Annotated in this window: 21 protein-coding genes; all 21 read left to right on the top strand. The window is 42.4% G+C overall.

The window, feature by feature from the left end:
- Positions 1 to 17 precede the first annotated feature (17 nt).
- The 21 genes from rpoC to rplE all read left to right on the top strand — a co-directional run bounded on the left by rpoC (position 18) and on the right by rplE (position 16,230).
- A complete protein-coding gene (gene rpoC, locus C6Y02_RS17965) occupies positions 18 to 3,617 on the top strand; it encodes a DNA-directed RNA polymerase subunit beta' (RefSeq protein ID WP_034665614.1) in 3,600 nt (1,199 codons plus the stop codon).
- Positions 3,618 to 3,762: 145 nt separating this feature from the next.
- Positions 3,763 to 4,011 (top strand): 50S ribosomal protein L7ae-like protein, encoded by a 249-nt coding sequence (locus C6Y02_RS17960; RefSeq protein ID WP_034665612.1) that lies wholly within the window; start codon positions 3,763 to 3,765, stop codon positions 4,009 to 4,011.
- Between the two features lie 112 nt (positions 4,012 to 4,123).
- Entirely contained in the window at positions 4,124 to 4,543 is a 420-nt protein-coding gene (gene rpsL, locus C6Y02_RS17955) for a 30S ribosomal protein S12 (protein WP_003216962.1), read from the top strand.
- A gap of 120 nt (positions 4,544 to 4,663) precedes the next feature.
- Entirely contained in the window at positions 4,664 to 5,134 is a 471-nt protein-coding gene (gene rpsG, locus C6Y02_RS17950) for a 30S ribosomal protein S7 (protein ID WP_003216884.1), read from the top strand.
- A 54-nt stretch (positions 5,135 to 5,188) separates the two neighbouring features.
- Positions 5,189 to 7,267 carry an elongation factor G gene (fusA, locus tag C6Y02_RS17945; RefSeq protein ID WP_106031908.1) on the top strand — a complete coding sequence of 693 codons (2,079 nt, stop codon included), beginning with the start codon at positions 5,189 to 5,191 and terminating at the stop codon, positions 7,265 to 7,267.
- 118 nt (positions 7,268 to 7,385) lie between these two features.
- Positions 7,386 to 8,576 carry an elongation factor Tu gene (gene tuf / locus C6Y02_RS17940; protein WP_034283892.1) on the top strand — a complete coding sequence of 397 codons (1,191 nt, stop codon included), beginning with the start codon at positions 7,386 to 7,388 and terminating at the stop codon, positions 8,574 to 8,576.
- A 110-nt stretch (positions 8,577 to 8,686) separates the two neighbouring features.
- Positions 8,687 to 9,646 carry an alpha/beta fold hydrolase gene (locus tag C6Y02_RS17935; protein ID WP_106031907.1) on the top strand — a complete coding sequence of 320 codons (960 nt, stop codon included), beginning with the start codon at positions 8,687 to 8,689 and terminating at the stop codon, positions 9,644 to 9,646.
- Between the two features lie 218 nt (positions 9,647 to 9,864).
- Entirely contained in the window at positions 9,865 to 10,173 is a 309-nt protein-coding gene (gene rpsJ / locus C6Y02_RS17930) for a 30S ribosomal protein S10 (protein WP_003156464.1), read from the top strand.
- 37 nt (positions 10,174 to 10,210) lie between these two features.
- Entirely contained in the window at positions 10,211 to 10,840 is a 630-nt protein-coding gene (gene rplC / locus C6Y02_RS17925; RefSeq protein WP_012008703.1) for a 50S ribosomal protein L3, read from the top strand.
- 27 nt (positions 10,841 to 10,867) lie between these two features.
- Positions 10,868 to 11,491, top strand: coding sequence for a 50S ribosomal protein L4 (rplD, locus tag C6Y02_RS17920; RefSeq protein WP_007496312.1), 624 nt, complete (start codon positions 10,868 to 10,870; stop codon positions 11,489 to 11,491).
- The gene (gene rplW, locus C6Y02_RS17915) at positions 11,491 to 11,778 is read left to right on the top strand and encodes a 50S ribosomal protein L23 (protein ID WP_003217016.1); all 288 of its coding nucleotides are present in this window, start codon (positions 11,491 to 11,493) and stop codon (positions 11,776 to 11,778) included. Before rplD ends, rplW begins: the two co-directional genes overlap by 1 nt.
- 28 nt (positions 11,779 to 11,806) lie before the next feature.
- On the top strand, positions 11,807 to 12,640 hold the full coding sequence (gene rplB / locus C6Y02_RS17910; RefSeq protein WP_007496314.1) for a 50S ribosomal protein L2: 834 nt from the start codon (positions 11,807 to 11,809) through the stop codon (positions 12,638 to 12,640).
- Between the two features lie 57 nt (positions 12,641 to 12,697).
- The gene (gene rpsS, locus C6Y02_RS17905) at positions 12,698 to 12,976 is read left to right on the top strand and encodes a 30S ribosomal protein S19 (RefSeq protein ID WP_003216920.1); all 279 of its coding nucleotides are present in this window, start codon (positions 12,698 to 12,700) and stop codon (positions 12,974 to 12,976) included.
- A 17-nt stretch (positions 12,977 to 12,993) separates the two neighbouring features.
- The gene (rplV, locus tag C6Y02_RS17900; protein WP_007496316.1) at positions 12,994 to 13,335 is read left to right on the top strand and encodes a 50S ribosomal protein L22; all 342 of its coding nucleotides are present in this window, start codon (positions 12,994 to 12,996) and stop codon (positions 13,333 to 13,335) included.
- Positions 13,336 to 13,338: 3 nt separating this feature from the next.
- Positions 13,339 to 13,995: a 30S ribosomal protein S3 gene (gene rpsC, locus C6Y02_RS17895; protein ID WP_003217241.1), complete on the top strand. Its 657-nt coding sequence runs from the start codon at positions 13,339 to 13,341 to the stop codon at positions 13,993 to 13,995.
- 1 nt (position 13,996) lies between these two features.
- On the top strand, positions 13,997 to 14,431 hold the full coding sequence (gene rplP / locus C6Y02_RS17890; RefSeq protein WP_003156478.1) for a 50S ribosomal protein L16: 435 nt from the start codon (positions 13,997 to 13,999) through the stop codon (positions 14,429 to 14,431).
- Positions 14,421 to 14,621, top strand: coding sequence for a 50S ribosomal protein L29 (gene rpmC, locus C6Y02_RS17885; protein WP_003217155.1), 201 nt, complete (start codon positions 14,421 to 14,423; stop codon positions 14,619 to 14,621). The genes rplP and rpmC overlap by 11 nt, the downstream gene beginning before the upstream one ends.
- Positions 14,622 to 14,646: 25 nt before the next feature.
- The gene (rpsQ, locus tag C6Y02_RS17880) at positions 14,647 to 14,910 is read left to right on the top strand and encodes a 30S ribosomal protein S17 (protein WP_003216906.1); all 264 of its coding nucleotides are present in this window, start codon (positions 14,647 to 14,649) and stop codon (positions 14,908 to 14,910) included.
- Between the two features lie 39 nt (positions 14,911 to 14,949).
- The gene (gene rplN / locus C6Y02_RS17875) at positions 14,950 to 15,318 is read left to right on the top strand and encodes a 50S ribosomal protein L14 (protein ID WP_003216882.1); all 369 of its coding nucleotides are present in this window, start codon (positions 14,950 to 14,952) and stop codon (positions 15,316 to 15,318) included.
- 35 nt (positions 15,319 to 15,353) lie between these two features.
- The gene (gene rplX / locus C6Y02_RS17870; protein WP_003217151.1) at positions 15,354 to 15,665 is read left to right on the top strand and encodes a 50S ribosomal protein L24; all 312 of its coding nucleotides are present in this window, start codon (positions 15,354 to 15,356) and stop codon (positions 15,663 to 15,665) included.
- Positions 15,666 to 15,690: 25 nt separating this feature from the next.
- Positions 15,691 to 16,230, top strand: a complete 540-nt coding sequence (gene rplE / locus C6Y02_RS17865; RefSeq protein WP_003217159.1) for a 50S ribosomal protein L5 — start codon at positions 15,691 to 15,693, stop codon at positions 16,228 to 16,230.
- Positions 16,231 to 16,247: the final 17 nt, after the last annotated feature.

Here is a 16,247-nt window from a genome sequence, read left to right as displayed (position 1 = left end):
AAAGGGAGGTAGGCCCCTTGCTAGATGTGAACAATTTTGAGTATATGAACATCGGTCTCGCATCACCTGATAAAATCCGTTCTTGGTCTTTTGGTGAAGTGAAAAAGCCTGAAACGATTAACTATCGTACACTGAAACCTGAAAAAGATGGTCTCTTTTGTGAACGTATCTTCGGACCGCAAAAAGACTGGGAATGTCATTGTGGAAAGTATAAACGCGTTCGTTATAAGGGTGTTGTATGTGACCGTTGTGGTGTAGAAGTAACACGGGCAAAAGTCCGTCGTGAGAGAATGGGGCATATCGAACTGGCTGCCCCAGTTTCCCACATTTGGTATTTCAAAGGTATCCCAAGCCGTATGGGTCTTGTTCTTGATATGTCACCACGTGCGTTAGAAGAAGTGATTTACTTCGCTTCTTACGTTGTAACAGATCCGGGCAACACACCGCTTGAGAAGAAACAACTTCTTTCTGAGAAGGAATTCCGTGCGTATTTAGATAAATACGGTAATACGTTCCAAGCAGCTATGGGTGCAGAAGCAATCAATAAACTTCTTCAAGATATCGATCTTGTAAAAGAAGTAGATACACTGAAAGAAGAGCTGAAAACTGCTCAAGGACAGCGTCGTACACGTGCGATTAAACGCCTTGAAGTGCTAGAAGCCTTCCGTAACTCAGGAAACAAACCATCATGGATGATTCTTGATGTACTTCCGGTTATTCCGCCAGAATTACGTCCAATGGTCCAGCTTGATGGTGGACGTTTTGCTACTTCTGACTTAAACGACCTTTATCGTCGTGTTATCAACCGTAACAATCGTCTGAAACGTTTATTAGATCTTGGTGCGCCAAGCATCATCGTTCAGAACGAGAAGCGTATGCTTCAAGAAGCTGTCGATGCCTTGATTGATAATGGACGTAGAGGCCGACCAGTAACAGGACCAGGAAATAGACCATTGAAATCTCTTTCTCATATGCTGAAAGGGAAACAAGGACGTTTCCGTCAAAACTTGCTCGGTAAACGTGTTGACTATTCTGGACGTTCCGTTATCGTCGTAGGACCACATTTGAAAATGTATCAGTGTGGACTTCCGAAAGAAATGGCTCTTGAATTATTCAAACCATTCGTGATGAAGGAGCTTGTTGAAAAAGGTTTAGCTCACAACATCAAGAGTGCGAAGCGTAAAATTGAGCGCGTGCAGCCGGAAGTATGGGATGTTTTAGAATCAGTTATTCGTGAGCACCCAGTCTTACTAAACCGTGCACCGACTCTTCACAGACTTGGTATTCAAGCGTTTGAACCTACACTTGTGGAAGGACGCGCAATTCGTCTGCATCCACTTGTATGTACAGCCTACAACGCTGACTTTGACGGTGACCAAATGGCGGTTCACGTACCATTATCTGCTGAGGCTCAAGCTGAAGCTCGTATCTTAATGCTTGCTGCTCAAAACATTTTGAACCCGAAAGATGGAAAACCTGTTGTTACGCCATCTCAGGATATGGTGCTTGGTAACTACTACCTTACACTTGAGCGTAAAGGTGCTATCGGAGAAGGTATGGTCTTCAAAGATACTGACGAAGCCCTTCTAGCTTATCAAAATGGGTATGTGCATCTTCATACACGTGTAGCTGTTGCAGCTAGCTCGTTGAAGAATGTGACATTTACTGATGAACAGCGTTCTAAATTGTTGATCACAACAGTTGGAAAACTGATCTTTAACGAAATCTTACCGGAATCATTCCCTTACATGAATGAGCCGACAAAGAGCAATATTGAAGAAAAAACGCCTGACCGCTTCTTCCTTGAAAAAGGTGAGGATGTCAAAGCTGCGATCGAGAAACAAGAAATCAATGCGCCGTTCAAAAAAGGTATTTTAGGTAAAATCATTGCGGAAATCTTTAAGAGATTCCATATCACTGAGACATCTAAAATGCTTGATCGCATGAAAAATCTTGGTTTCAAATACTCTACTAAAGCGGGTATTACGGTTGGTGTGTCTGACATCGTCGTATTAGATGATAAGCAGAAGATCCTCGAAGAAGCACAAGCAAAAGTAGATAACGTCTTGAAGCAATTCAGACGTGGTTTGATTACTGAAGAAGAGCGTTACGAGAGAGTCATTTCGATCTGGAGTTCTTCTAAAGATGTCATCCAAGGTAAACTGATGAAGTCCCTTGATGAAGTCAACCCAATCTACATGATGAGTGACTCTGGAGCGCGTGGTAACGCATCTAACTTCACTCAGTTGGCTGGTATGCGTGGTCTGATGGCCAACCCGGCTGGACGTATCATTGAACTTCCGATTAAATCTAGTTTCCGTGAAGGTTTAACCGTATTGGAATACTTTATTTCCACTCACGGAGCGCGTAAAGGTCTTGCCGATACAGCCCTTAAAACAGCTGACTCAGGTTACCTCACGCGTCGTCTAGTCGATGTTGCACAGGATGTTATCATCCGTGAAACAGATTGCGGTACAGACCGTGGTATCTTGGCGAAGTCCATTAGAGAAGGAAATGAAATTATTGAGAAGCTTGAAGAACGTCTGATCGGACGTTTTGCAAGAAAACCAATTGTTCATCCTGAAACGGGCGAAGTCATTGTGGACGAAAACGAACTAATTGATGAAGATAAAGCACTTGAAGTAGTTGAAGCAGGAATTGAGGAAGTATGGATCCGTTCTGCATTTACATGTAACACGCCTCATGGTGTATGTAAACGATGCTACGGCCGTAACCTTGCAACTGGTACTGACGTTGAAGTCGGTGAAGCAGTTGGAATCATCGCTGCTCAATCAATCGGTGAGCCAGGAACACAGCTTACAATGCGTACGTTCCACACCGGTGGGGTAGCAGGAGACGATATCACACAAGGTTTACCTCGTATCCAAGAGCTATTTGAAGCGCGTAATCCGAAAGGGCAAGCGACCATTTCTGAAATTGATGGTGTCGTTGCTGAAATTAACGATGTTCGTGACAAGCAGCAGGAAATTGTGGTTCAAGGCGACGTTGAAACTCGTTCTTACACAGCTCCTTACAATGCGCGTCTGAAAGTTGTTGAAGGTGACAAAGTCACTCGTGGTCAAGTACTGACAGAAGGTTCGATCGATCCGAAAGAACTTCTTAAAGTGACTGACATGACAGCTGTTCAAGAATATCTGCTTCATGAAGTACAAAAAGTATACCGTATGCAAGGGGTAGAAATCGGAGATAAGCACGTTGAGGTAATGGTTCGCCAAATGCTTCGTAAAGTGCGTGTCGCTGATGCAGGGGATACAGATGTATTACCAGGCACACTTCTTGATGTACATCAATTCACTGAAGCGAACAAAAAAGTACTATTCGAAGGCAAACGTCCTGCAACAGGCCGTCCAGTTCTTCTTGGTATTACAAAAGCATCGCTTGAAACAGACTCATTCTTGTCTGCGGCATCCTTCCAAGAAACGACTCGTGTCCTAACAGATGCGGCGATCAAAGGAAAACGTGATGAACTGCTTGGCTTGAAAGAGAATGTTATCATCGGTAAACTTGTTCCAGCTGGAACAGGAATGCCAAACTACCGTAAAGTTAAGCCGGTTTCACAAGTGCAGCCGTCTGACGATATGGTTCCTGTAGAGTAATCTTTCTCGTGAGATTCCTATAAAATCATCAAAAAATGGTGAAGGATGTCAAGATAATCTGTCATATGATATTGACATCCTTCTGCCATGATGATAATATAACCAAGGTGCTCAAAATAAAACCTGTTACTTTGGAGGATATTCGATGTCTTATGATAAAGTATCACAGGCTCAATCCATTATTATTGGTACGAAGCAAACAGTAAAAGCTCTGAAACGAGATTCAGTAAAGGAAATCGTCGTAGCGAAAGATGCTGATCCTGCTTTAACAGCTAGTGTAATAAAACTAGCGCAAGAGAAGGGTGTAGACATTTTAGTGGTAGATTCCATGAAAAAGCTCGGCAAAGCCTGCGGAATTGAAGTTGGGGCAGCAGCTGTTGCCATTATGTTATAGCGTACTTGTTTTGTTTTTGCATGTGTAAATGCAAAAGCATTGTTTTTTGCCTTTTGATGAACCACCTGGGTATGTGGGTTATAAAAAAAGCAACGAAGGGAGGAATAACAACATGCCTACAATTAATCAGCTAATACGCAAAGGACGCGTGAGTAAAGTTGAAAACTCAAAGTCTCCTGCACTTAACAAAGGATACAACAGTTTCAAAAAAGAGCACACTAACGTAACATCTCCACAGAAGCGCGGGGTTTGTACTCGTGTCGGTACAATGACACCGAAAAAACCAAACTCAGCACTACGTAAATATGCTCGTGTACGTTTGTCTAACCTGATTGAGGTAACAGCTTACATTCCTGGTATCGGACATAATCTACAAGAGCACAGTGTAGTACTTATCCGTGGCGGACGTGTAAAAGACTTACCGGGTGTACGTTACCACATCGTTCGTGGTGCGCTTGATACTGCCGGAGTTGACGGTCGTATGCAAGGACGTTCTAAATACGGAACAAAACGCCCTAAACAAAGCAAATAATACAAACAAACATAAGGGTTTTTAGAAGTTGATATCAGATCAGTGGAGTCAGGCAACTGACAATGATATTGAGATGAGAGACAGATAGAAATCCTTTTAAATGAGAAGGGAGGCTATCAGATGCCACGTAAAGGTCCTGTAGCAAAAAGAGACGTATTGCCAGATCCAATTTACAATTCTAAACTTGTATCTCGTTTGATCAACAAAATGATGATCGACGGTAAAAGAGGAAAGTCACAAACAATTCTCTACAAGTCATTTGATATCATCAAAGAACGTACTGGTAATGAAGCGATGGAGGTTTTCGAACAAGCCTTGAAAAACATCATGCCAGTTCTTGAAGTTAAAGCACGTCGTGTAGGTGGAGCCAACTACCAAGTTCCTGTAGAAGTTCGCCCAGACCGTCGTACTACTTTAGGTCTTCGCTGGTTAGTAAACTACGCTCGTCTTCGTGGAGAAAAAACGATGGAAGAGCGTCTTGCTAACGAAATCCTTGACGCAGCTAACAACACTGGTGCTGCTGTTAAGAAACGTGAAGATACACACAAAATGGCAGAAGCGAACAAAGCATTCGCTCACTACCGCTGGTAGGATTTATACCAAACTAAAAAAACTATTCCCTAATAAGGAAGGAGAAATTACCCAATGGCAAGAGAGTTCTCCTTAGACAAAACTCGTAATATTGGTATCATGGCTCACATCGATGCCGGTAAAACGACAACGACTGAGCGTATCTTATACTACACTGGTCGTATCCATAAAATTGGCGAAACTCACGAAGGAGCTTCCCAAATGGACTGGATGGAGCAGGAGCAAGAACGTGGTATTACAATCACTTCTGCTGCTACTACAGCACAATGGAAAGGTTACCGTGTAAACATCATCGATACACCAGGACACGTAGACTTCACTGTTGAAGTTGAACGTTCTTTACGTGTACTTGATGGTGCGGTTGCTGTTCTTGATGCACAATCAGGTGTAGAGCCACAAACTGAAACAGTTTGGCGCCAAGCAACAACTTACGGAGTACCTCGTATCGTATTCGTTAACAAAATGGATAAAACCGGTGCGGACTTCCTTTACTCTGTAAGCACATTAAGAGATCGTCTTCAAGCGAACGCTCATGCAATTCAATTGCCGATCGGCGCTGAAGATCAATTCGAAGGAATCATCGACCTTGTAGATAACGTAGCATACTTCTACGAAGATGACCTTGGAACTCGCTCTGATGCACAAGAAATCCCTGCTGAGTATAAAGACAAAGCTGAAGAGCTTCGCAACAGCCTAATTGAAGCTGTCGCTGAGCTTGACGAAGAGCTTATGGAAAAATACCTTGAGGGTGAAGAAATTACAATTCCTGAATTGAAAGCTGCAATCCGTAAAGGAACGTTGAATGTTGAATTCTATCCAGTTCTTGTTGGATCTGCTTTCAAAAACAAAGGTGTTCAGCTTGTACTTGACGCTGTGCTTGATTACCTTCCTGCACCAACTGATGTTGCTGCAATCAAAGGTACCTTGCCAGATTCAAATGAAGAGGTTGTACGTGAGTCTACTGATGACGCACCATTCGCAGCCCTTGCTTTTAAAGTAATGACTGACCCTTATGTTGGGAAACTAACTTTCTTCCGTGTATACTCTGGAACACTTGATTCTGGTTCTTACGTGAAGAACTCTTCTAAGAACAAGCGTGAACGTGTTGGACGTATCCTTCAAATGCACGCAAACAGCCGTGAAGAAATCTCTACTGTATATGCAGGGGATATCGCAGCAGCTGTAGGTCTTAAAGATACATCAACTGGTGACACTCTTTGTGACGAGAAAAGTCTTGTTATCCTTGAGTCTATGGAATTCCCAGAGCCAGTTATCGATGTAGCAATCGAGCCTAAGTCTAAGGCTGACCAAGATAAAATGGGTATCGCTTTAGCTAAACTAGCTGAAGAGGATCCAACATTCCGTACACAAACAAACACTGAAACTGGTCAAACGATCATCTCTGGTATGGGTGAGCTTCACCTTGATATCATTGTTGACCGTATGAAGCGTGAGTTCAAGGTTGAAGCTAACGTAGGAGCTCCTCAAGTTGCGTACCGTGAAACATTCCGTTCTGGTGCAAAAGTTGAAGGTAAATTCGTACGTCAGTCTGGTGGACGTGGTCAGTTCGGACACGTTTGGATCGAATTCGAACCAAACGAAGAAGGCGCAGGCTTCGAATTCCAAAATGCAATCGTCGGTGGGGTTGTTCCTCGTGAATACATTCCAGCTATTCAAGCAGGTCTTGAAGATTCACTTGAAAATGGTGTATTAGCTGGATTCCCATTAATCGACATCAAAGCAAAATTATTTGATGGATCTTACCACGATGTTGACTCTAACGAAATGGCGTTTAAAATTGCTGCATCTATGGCATTGAAAAATGCTGTCAGCAAATGTAACCCAGTTCTACTTGAGCCAATGATGAAAGTGGAAGTCGTTATCCCTGAAGAATACATGGGAGACATCATGGGTGATATCACATCTCGTCGTGGACGTGTAGAAGGTATGGAAGCTCGCGGTAACGCTCAAGTTGTTCGCGCAATGGTTCCACTTTCTGAAATGTTCGGATATGCAACTGCACTCCGTTCTAATACACAAGGACGCGGTACTTTCACTATGCACATGGATCACTACGAAGAAGTGCCTAAGAGCATCAGTGAAGAAATCATCAAAAAAAATAAAGGTGAATAATTGATTTTGCCTTTAAACTAAAGTATAACTACTATTGAAGATCAGAAAGTGAGAGGTAACTCTTCACTTTCTATCACTCTATACCAAATACAATGAACCTTTAAGGAGGATTTTTAGAATGGCTAAAGAAAAATTCGACCGTTCCAAATCGCATGCTAACATTGGTACAATTGGACACGTTGACCATGGTAAAACAACTCTAACTGCTGCTATCTCAACAGTTCTTCATAAGAAATCTGGTAAAGGTACGGCTATGGCTTATGACCAAATCGATGGTGCTCCAGAAGAGCGCGAGCGTGGAATCACAATCTCAACAGCACACGTTGAGTATGAAACTGAAACTCGTCACTATGCACACGTAGACTGCCCAGGACACGCTGACTATGTTAAAAACATGATCACTGGTGCTGCTCAAATGGACGGCGCGATCTTAGTAGTATCTGCTGCTGATGGTCCAATGCCACAAACACGTGAGCACATCCTACTTTCTCGTAACGTAGGTGTACCATACATCGTAGTATTCCTTAACAAATGTGACATGGTTGACGATGAAGAGTTACTTGAACTTGTTGAAATGGAAGTTCGTGACCTTCTTTCTGACTATGACTTCCCTGGTGACGATGTACCTGTTATCAAAGGTTCTGCTCTTAAAGCTCTTGAAGGTGATGCTGATTACGAAGCAAAAATCTTCGAACTTATGGATGCGGTTGATGAGTACATCCCAACTCCAGAGCGTGACACTGAGAAGCCATTCATGATGCCAGTTGAGGACGTATTCTCAATCACTGGTCGTGGAACAGTTGCTACTGGTCGTGTTGAGCGTGGACAAGTTAAAGTCGGTGACGAAGTTGAAATCATCGGTCTTCAAGAAGAAAACGGTAAAACAACTGTTACAGGTGTTGAAATGTTCCGTAAGCTTCTTGACTATGCTGAAGCTGGTGACAACATCGGTGCACTACTTCGTGGTGTATCTCGTGAAGATATCCAACGTGGTCAAGTACTTGCTAAACCAGGTACAATCACTCCACATAGCCGTTTCAAAGCTGAAGTTTATGTACTTTCTAAAGAAGAGGGTGGACGTCATACTCCATTCTTCGCTAACTACCGTCCGCAGTTCTACTTCCGTACAACTGACGTAACTGGTATCGTACACCTTCCAGAAGGTACTGAAATGGTAATGCCTGGCGATAACACTGAGATGGAAGTTGAACTTATCTCTACTATCGCTATCGAAGAAGGAACTCGTTTCTCTATCCGTGAGGGTGGACGTACTGTAGGTTCTGGCGTCGTTTCAACTATCATTAAGTAATAAAACATATAAAAGAGACTCCTTGCAAAAGGGTCTCTTTTTTTGCTTTTCCAGATCAGAACGGCTACTATAAGCTATAGAATCTAATTGGAACCGAGAGGATCACTGGAATGGCGAAGATATATTTGAAGAAATGGTTAATCGGCGGGGTTGACCAATGGATTATGATCAAAGAAGATCACACAAATGAAGCAAAGCCTGTTCTTTTATTTTTACACGGTGGGCCCGGCTCCGCTCAAATCAGCTATATCGACTCGTTTCATGAGGAACTTAATCAAGATTTTACAGTAGTTCATTGGGATCAGCGAGGCGCGGGACTTTCCTATCAAAAGAATCTTCCCGATACTTCCATGACCATTCAGCAATTTATTGAAGATACGATTGAACTGACAGAGAAAGTCCTTTCATATCTAGGTCAATCAAAATTGTACATCGCAGGATATTCATGGGGATCATTAATCGCCATACAAGCAGTACATAAGCGTCCAGATCTATATCATGCTTATTATGGAATTAGTCAGGTAGTAGATGTATTAAAAGAAGATATTGTGTCGTACGAGCTCCTTTTGGAGAAACACCATCGGAATCGGTTGTTTACTTGGTGCCTGCGATTACTGACGCCTCCTCCGTGGAAACGATTATCAGCTCATGCTCTGTTCTCTCTCTATAAAGAGGTCGGAAGCGTAGGTCTCACACATAGGTGGAGGCCGCTTATTCAAATGCTGCGCGGATTTCTTTTTAGTAAGGAATATCAGCTGAAAGATAAGTGGAAGTTCCTTAAAGGACAGAAGTTTAGTCAGGACATGCTATGGGATGAATTGATGAATGAGAGCATTGAATACCGAGTTTCTACTATATTAATACCTTGCTACTTTATCATTGGCGCATATGACATGATTACACCAGCTGCTGTATCAAAACCATATGTTGATCAATTAACAGCACCAATCAAAGAATGGTTCACCTTTAAAGAATCTGCACATTCCCCGCATCTAGAAGAACCAGAAGAATTTATCCGTACCATAAAAAAGACTGCTGTACATCATCTTCAGGGAAAGCTTGATTTATAGGCTGAACCCCTGTATAATATGAAAAGTGTGCAAATCATAAATTTATCCGATTTATTATTGCAACACGCAGGCCAATTTGGTACAATAGTGCATGTTGGTCTTTGACTGCGATGAAGTGAGAGGTTGCTGACACACCCGGCCGCTTTGCCATGGCAAGGTGATCAGGTTTTTCTCACGGAGAACTGTCTAACGTAAGTAGGCGAAAAGGAGGGAAAATAATGGCAAAACAAAAAATTCGTATTCGTTTAAAAGCATATGATCATAGAATTCTTGATCAATCTGCTGAGAAGATTGTTGAAACGGCTAAGCGTTCTGGTGCTAGTGTATCTGGTCCAATCCCGCTTCCAACTGAAAAATCAGTTTACACAATCCTTCGTGCGGTGCATAAGTACAAAGATTCTCGTGAGCAATTTGAGATGCGTACTCACAAACGTCTAATCGACATCGTGAATCCAACTCCACAAACAGTTGATGCACTTATGCGTTTAGATTTACCATCTGGTGTAGATATCGAAATCAAACTTTAATTCAAATAGAAAACACATATTATAGGAGGTGTGACTAATGACCAAAGGAATCTTAGGTAGAAAAATTGGTATGACGCAAGTATTCGCAGAAAACGGTGATCTTATCCCTGTAACTGTTGTTGAGGCTGCTGCTAACGTTGTTCTTCAAAAGAAGACTACTGACACGGATGGCTATGAAGCAATCCAAATCGGTTTTGACGACAAACGTGAAAAGCTTTCTAACAAACCAGAGAAGGGCCACGTTGCTAAAGCGGAAACTGCTCCTAAGCGCTTCGTAAAAGAATTACGCGGTGCGGAGTTAGATGCGTATGAAGTTGGTCAGGAAGTCAAAGTTGATATTTTCGCAAATGGAGATATCGTAGATGTAACAGGAACATCAAAAGGTAAAGGATTCCAAGGGGCTATCAAGCGCCACGGACAATCACGCGGACCAATGACTCACGGTTCACGTTACCACCGTCGTCCTGGTTCAATGGGACCTGTTGATCCAAACCGAGTATTCAAAGGTAAACTTCTTCCAGGTCGTATGGGCGGAGAGCAAATCACTGTCCAAAACCTTGAGATCGTTAAAGTTGATGCAGAACGCAATCTACTATTGATCAAAGGAAATGTACCAGGAGCTAAAAAATCTCTAGTAACTGTAAAGAGTGCAGTTAAATCTAAATAACTCTCTTAGGAAAGGAGGAAACAAGTCATGCCAAAAGTAGCATTATTTAACCAAAACGGTTCTACTAACGGTGAAATCGAATTAAACGCTTCTGTGTTTGGAATCGAGCCAAACGAAAGCGTAGTATTCGATGCTATTCTTATGCAAAGAGCTTCCTTACGTCAAGGAACTCATAAAGTAAAAACTCGTTCTGAAGTACGTGGCGGAGGTCGTAAGCCTTGGAGACAGAAGGGTACAGGTCGTGCTCGTCAAGGTTCTATTCGTTCACCACAATGGCGCGGAGGCGGTATCGTATTCGGTCCAACACCACGCAGTTATTCATATAAATTACCTAAAAAAGTTCGCCGCTTGGCTATCAAGTCAGTATTGTCTTCTAAAGTAATCGACAACAACATCATCGTTCTTGAAGATTTGACTCTTGATGCAGTGAAAACGAAAGAATTCGCAGGCATCCTTAAAGGATTATCTGTTGAGAAGAAAGCGTTGATCGTCACTGCGGATGCAAACGAAACAGTTGCTTTATCTGCTCGTAACATCCCTGGAGTAACAGTTGTTGAAGCTAACGGTATCAACGTTCTTGACGTTGTCAACCACGACAAACTTCTGATCACTAAAGCAGCGGTTGAAAAAGTAGAGGAGGGACTTGCATAATGAAAGATCCTCGTGATGTTCTAAAGCGCCCTATCATTACTGAACGTTCTGCTGATCTAATGACAGAGAAGAAGTACACGTTCGAAGTTGATGTCAGAGCTAACAAAACAGAAGTGAAAGACGCTGTTGAAGAAATCTTTGGAGTGAAAGTTGAGAAAGTCAACGTTCAAAACTACAAAGGAAAATCTAAACGCGTTGGACGCTACACTGGTATGACTAGCCGTCGCAGAAAAGCGATCGTGAAATTAACTGCTGACAGCAAAGAAATCGAAATTTTTGAAGCGTAAATCTTAAAAAGAAGGAGGGAAATTCAAAATGGCGATTAAAAAGTATAAACCAACCAGTAATGGTCGTCGTGGCATGACTACTTCAGATTTTGCTGAAATCACGACTGACAAACCAGAAAAATCGTTGCTTGCACCGCTTCACAGAAAAGGCGGACGTAACAACCAAGGTAGATTGACTGTTCGTCATCAAGGTGGCGGTCATAAACGTCAATACCGTATCATCGACTTTAAGCGTGATAAAGACGGTATACCTGGACGCGTTGCTACAATCGAGTATGATCCAAACCGTTCAGCGAACATCGCTCTTGTAAACTATGCAGATGGTGAGAAACGTTACATTCTTGCTCCGAAAGGAATCCAAGTTGGTACTGAAGTTACTTCTGGACCAGAAGCTGACATCAAACCAGGTAATGCTCTTCCACTTATCAACATCCCAGTTGGTACAGTTGTGCATAACATTGAATTAAAACCAGGTAAAGGTGGACAATTAGTTCGTTCTGCTGGTACTTCTGCTCAAGTTCTTGGTAAAGAAGGTAAATACGTTCTTGTACGTTTGAACTCAGGAGAAGTTCGCATGATTCTTTCTGCTTGCCGTGCGACTATCGGTCAAGTTGGAAACGAACAACACGAATTAATTAACATCGGTAAAGCTGGACGTTCTCGCTGGAAAGGCGTACGCCCAACAGTTCGTGGTTCTGTAATGAACCCTAACGATCACCCACACGGTGGTGGTGAAGGACGCGCTCCAATCGGACGTAAATCACCAATGTCTCCATGGGGTAAACCGACTCTTGGATTCAAGACTCGTAAGAAAACCAACAAGTCTGATAAATTCATTGTACGTCGTCGTAAAAACAAGTAACGGGGTTGTCTACGGTTCATTTAGGACCGTAGTTCAATCACGAAGGGAGGTTCCACAATGGCTCGCAGCTTAAAAAAAGGACCATTTGTTGATGATCATTTGATGGCTAAAGTCGAGAAATTGAATGAAACTGACAAAAAGCAAGTCGTAAAAACTTGGTCTCGTCGTTCTACAATTTTCCCACAATTCATCGGTCACACAATCGCTGTCTATGACGGACGCAAACATGTACCTGTTTTCATTTCTGAAGATATGGTAGGTCACAAATTGGGCGAATTCGCACCAAGCCGTACTTACAAAGGTCATGCTAGTGACGATAAAAAAACAAGACGCTAATGAGAGGAGGCTTTTAAATGCAAGCTAAAGCTGTCGCAAGAACAGTCCGTATTGCTCCTCGTAAAGCACGTCTAGTAATGGACCTGATCCGAGGTAAGCAAGTAGGAGAAGCAGTTTCTATCTTAAACCTTACACCTAAGGCTGCTTCACCAATTATTGAAAAAGTATTAAAATCTGCTATCGCAAACGCTGAGCACAACTACGAGTTGGACGCTAACAGCCTAGTGATTACTCAAGCATTCGTTGACGAAGGTCCAACACTTAAGAGATTCCGTCCACGTGCTATGGGTCGTGCGAGCGCAATTAACAAACGTACTAGCCACATTACAATCGTTGTATCAGAAAAGAAGGAGGGATAATCCGTGGGTCAAAAGGTAAATCCAGTAGGTCTTCGTATTGGCGTCATTCGTGATTGGGAATCTAAATGGTTCGCAGGAAAAGATTACGCTGACTTCTTACATGAAGACTTGAAAATCCGTGAATTCATCAGCAAGCGTTTGTCTGACGCGTCTGTTTCTAAAGTAGAAATCGAACGTGCTGCAAACCGCGTAAATATCACAATCCACACGGCTAAACCAGGTATGGTAATTGGTAAAGGCGGATCTGAAGTTGAAGCACTTCGTAAAGCTCTTAACAGCCTAACTGGCAAACGTGTACACATCAACATTCTTGAAATCAAGAGAGCAGATCTTGATGCTCAGCTAGTTGCTGAAAACATCGCTCGTCAACTTGAAAATCGTATTTCATTCCGTCGTGCACAAAAACAAACAATCCAACGCACAATGCGTGCTGGAGCACAAGGAATCAAAACAATGGTTTCTGGTCGTCTTGGCGGTGCAGATATTGCTCGTTCTGAATATTACAGTGAAGGTACTGTTCCGTTGCACACACTTCGTGCTGACATCGACTATGCTACTGCTGAAGCTGACACTACTTATGGTAAGCTTGGCGTAAAAGTATGGATCTATCGTGGAGAAGTCCTTCCAACTAAGAAGAATACTGCGGAAGGAGGAAAATAATATGTTATTGCCAAAACGCGTGAAGTATCGCAGAGAACATCGTGGGAAAATGCGTGGTCGTGCAAAAGGTGGCACTGAAGTACATTTCGGTGAGTACGGTATCCAAGCTCTTGAAGCTTCTTGGATCACGAACCGTCAAATCGAAGCTGCTCGTATTGCTATGACTCGTTACATGAAACGTGGCGGTAAAGTTTGGATTAAAATTTTCCCTTCTAAGCCATACACAGCTAAACCTCTAGAAGTCCGCATGGGTTCCGGTAAAGGTGCTCCAGAAGGATGGGTAGCTGTAGTAAAACCGGGCAAAGTTTTATTTGAAATTTCTGGTGTGTCTGAAGAAGTTGCTCGTGAAGCTCTTCGTCTTGCATCTCACAAATTGCCAATTAAAACGAAGTTCGTAAAACGTGAAGAAATTGGTGGTGAATCAAATGAAAGCTAATGAAATTCGTGACCTTACCACTGCTGAAATTGAACAAAAAGTAAAGTCTCTTAAAGAAGAACTTTTCAATCTTCGTTTCCAATTAGCGACTGGGCAGCTTGAAAACACTGCTCGCATTCGTGAAGTGCGTAAATCAATCGCACGCATGAAAACTGTGATTCGTCAAAGAGAAATCGCTGCTAATAAATAATAATTAGAGGGGAGGCCCCGCAAACATGAGCGAACGTAACCAACGTAAAGTGTATCAAGGTCGTGTTGTTTCTGACAAAATGGATAAAACCATCACTGTTGTAGTTGAAACATACAAAAAGCATTCACTTTATGGCAAACGTGTAAGATACTCTAAGAAGTTCAAAGCACATGATGAAAACAACCAAGCAAAAATCGGAGACATCGTAAAGGTCATGGAAACTCGTCCTTTATCTGCGACTAAACGCTTTCGTCTAGTTGAAGTTGTCGAAGAAGCCGTTATTATCTAATAAAGTTCGGATTTCTTTTTCCGAAAGGAGGTAACATTAATGATTCAACAGGAGACTCGTTTAAAAGTAGCTGACAACTCTGGCGCACGCGAAGTACTAACGATTAAAGTTCTTGGTGGCTCTGGACGTAAGACGGCTAACATCGGTGATGTCATTGTTTGTACGGTTAAACAAGCAACACCAGGAGGCGTTGTCAAAAAAGGTGAAGTTGTGAAAGCAGTTATCGTTCGTACAAAGAGCGGAGCTCGCAGAAACGATGGATCTTACATCAGTTTCGATGAAAATGCATGTGTCATTATCCGTGACGACAAGAGCCCGCGTGGAACTCGTATCTTCGGACCAGTAGCACGTGAACTTCGTGAAAACAACTATATGAAAATTGTTTCTCTAGCACCAGAAGTACTTTAATGAATACAATCCGCGACTCAAGGAGGTGCGATTAAATGCATGTTAAAAAGGGCGATAAAGTAGTGGTTATCTCTGGTAAAGATAAAGGTAAACAAGGAGTCATCCTTGCTGCTTTCCCTAAGAATGACCGTGTTTTAGTAGAAGGTATTAACCTTGTGAAAAAACACTCTAAACCAACCCAAGCTAACCCTCAGGGCGGAATTTCTGAACAAGAAGCGCCGATCCACGTATCAAACGTAATGCCGCTTGATCCTAAAACGGGTGAAGTGACACGTGTTGGGTATAAAGTTGAGGACGGAAAGAAAGTCCGTGTAGCGAAAAAATCTGGGCAAGTTCTAGATAAATAGTAAATAAGGAAGGGAGGTCTTTCTCATGAACCGCCTTAAAGAAAAGTATGTAAAAGAAATTACACCTGCATTAGTTTCTAAGTTTGAATACAAATCAGTAATGCAAGTGCCAAAAATCGAAAAAATCGTGATCAACATGGGTGTTGGTGACGCTGTTCAAAACGCTAAAGCAATCGATACTGCTGTTGAAGAATTAACGTTTATCGCTGGTCAAAAACCTGTCGTTACTCGTGCGAAGAAGTCTATTGCTGGATTCCGTCTACGTGAAGGAATGCCAATCGGTGCGAAAGTAACACTTCGCGGAGAGCGCATGTACGATTTCCTTGATAAACTTATTTCTGTATCTTTACCACGTGTACGTGACTTCCGCGGGATTTCTAAGAAATCTTTCGACGGTCGTGGAAACTACACGCTTGGTATTAAAGAACAGTTAATCTTCCCAGAAATTGATTACGATAAAGTAACAAAAGTCCGCGGTATGGATATCGTTATCGTTACGACTGCCAATACGGACGAAGAAGCACGTGAGTTATTAACTCAAGTAGGTATGCCGTTCCAGAAATAATCAATGAAAGGGAGGCG

The sequence above is a fragment of the Bacillus sp. NMCC4 genome (assembly GCF_002998555.1).
Taxonomy (GTDB): domain Bacteria; phylum Bacillota; class Bacilli; order Bacillales; family Bacillaceae; genus Bacillus.
The sequence above is the reverse complement of the archived record's forward strand: the minus strand, read 5'-3'. Positions and strand labels throughout refer to the sequence as shown.

Coding starts and splice junctions, on each gene's coding strand:
- rplE (WP_003217159.1), top strand. CDS start 15,691: ATGAACCGCCTTAAAGAAAAGTATGTAAAAGAAATTACACCTGCATTA.
- C6Y02_RS17960 (WP_034665612.1), top strand. CDS start 3,763: ATGTCTTATGATAAAGTATCACAGGCTCAATCCATTATTATTGGTACG.
- rpsG (WP_003216884.1), top strand. CDS start 4,664: ATGCCACGTAAAGGTCCTGTAGCAAAAAGAGACGTATTGCCAGATCCA.
- rpsJ (WP_003156464.1), top strand. CDS start 9,865: ATGGCAAAACAAAAAATTCGTATTCGTTTAAAAGCATATGATCATAGA.
- rplC (WP_012008703.1), top strand. CDS start 10,211: ATGACCAAAGGAATCTTAGGTAGAAAAATTGGTATGACGCAAGTATTC.
- rplD (WP_007496312.1), top strand. CDS start 10,868: ATGCCAAAAGTAGCATTATTTAACCAAAACGGTTCTACTAACGGTGAA.
- rplV (WP_007496316.1), top strand. CDS start 12,994: ATGCAAGCTAAAGCTGTCGCAAGAACAGTCCGTATTGCTCCTCGTAAA.
- rpmC (WP_003217155.1), top strand. CDS start 14,421: ATGAAAGCTAATGAAATTCGTGACCTTACCACTGCTGAAATTGAACAA.
- rpsL (WP_003216962.1), top strand. CDS start 4,124: ATGCCTACAATTAATCAGCTAATACGCAAAGGACGCGTGAGTAAAGTT.
- rpsS (WP_003216920.1), top strand. CDS start 12,698: ATGGCTCGCAGCTTAAAAAAAGGACCATTTGTTGATGATCATTTGATG.
- rplP (WP_003156478.1), top strand. CDS start 13,997: ATGTTATTGCCAAAACGCGTGAAGTATCGCAGAGAACATCGTGGGAAA.
- rpsQ (WP_003216906.1), top strand. CDS start 14,647: ATGAGCGAACGTAACCAACGTAAAGTGTATCAAGGTCGTGTTGTTTCT.
- rplW (WP_003217016.1), top strand. CDS start 11,491: ATGAAAGATCCTCGTGATGTTCTAAAGCGCCCTATCATTACTGAACGT.
- fusA (WP_106031908.1), top strand. CDS start 5,189: ATGGCAAGAGAGTTCTCCTTAGACAAAACTCGTAATATTGGTATCATG.
- C6Y02_RS17935 (WP_106031907.1), top strand. CDS start 8,687: ATGGCGAAGATATATTTGAAGAAATGGTTAATCGGCGGGGTTGACCAA.
- tuf (WP_034283892.1), top strand. CDS start 7,386: ATGGCTAAAGAAAAATTCGACCGTTCCAAATCGCATGCTAACATTGGT.
- rplX (WP_003217151.1), top strand. CDS start 15,354: ATGCATGTTAAAAAGGGCGATAAAGTAGTGGTTATCTCTGGTAAAGAT.
- rplB (WP_007496314.1), top strand. CDS start 11,807: ATGGCGATTAAAAAGTATAAACCAACCAGTAATGGTCGTCGTGGCATG.
- rplN (WP_003216882.1), top strand. CDS start 14,950: ATGATTCAACAGGAGACTCGTTTAAAAGTAGCTGACAACTCTGGCGCA.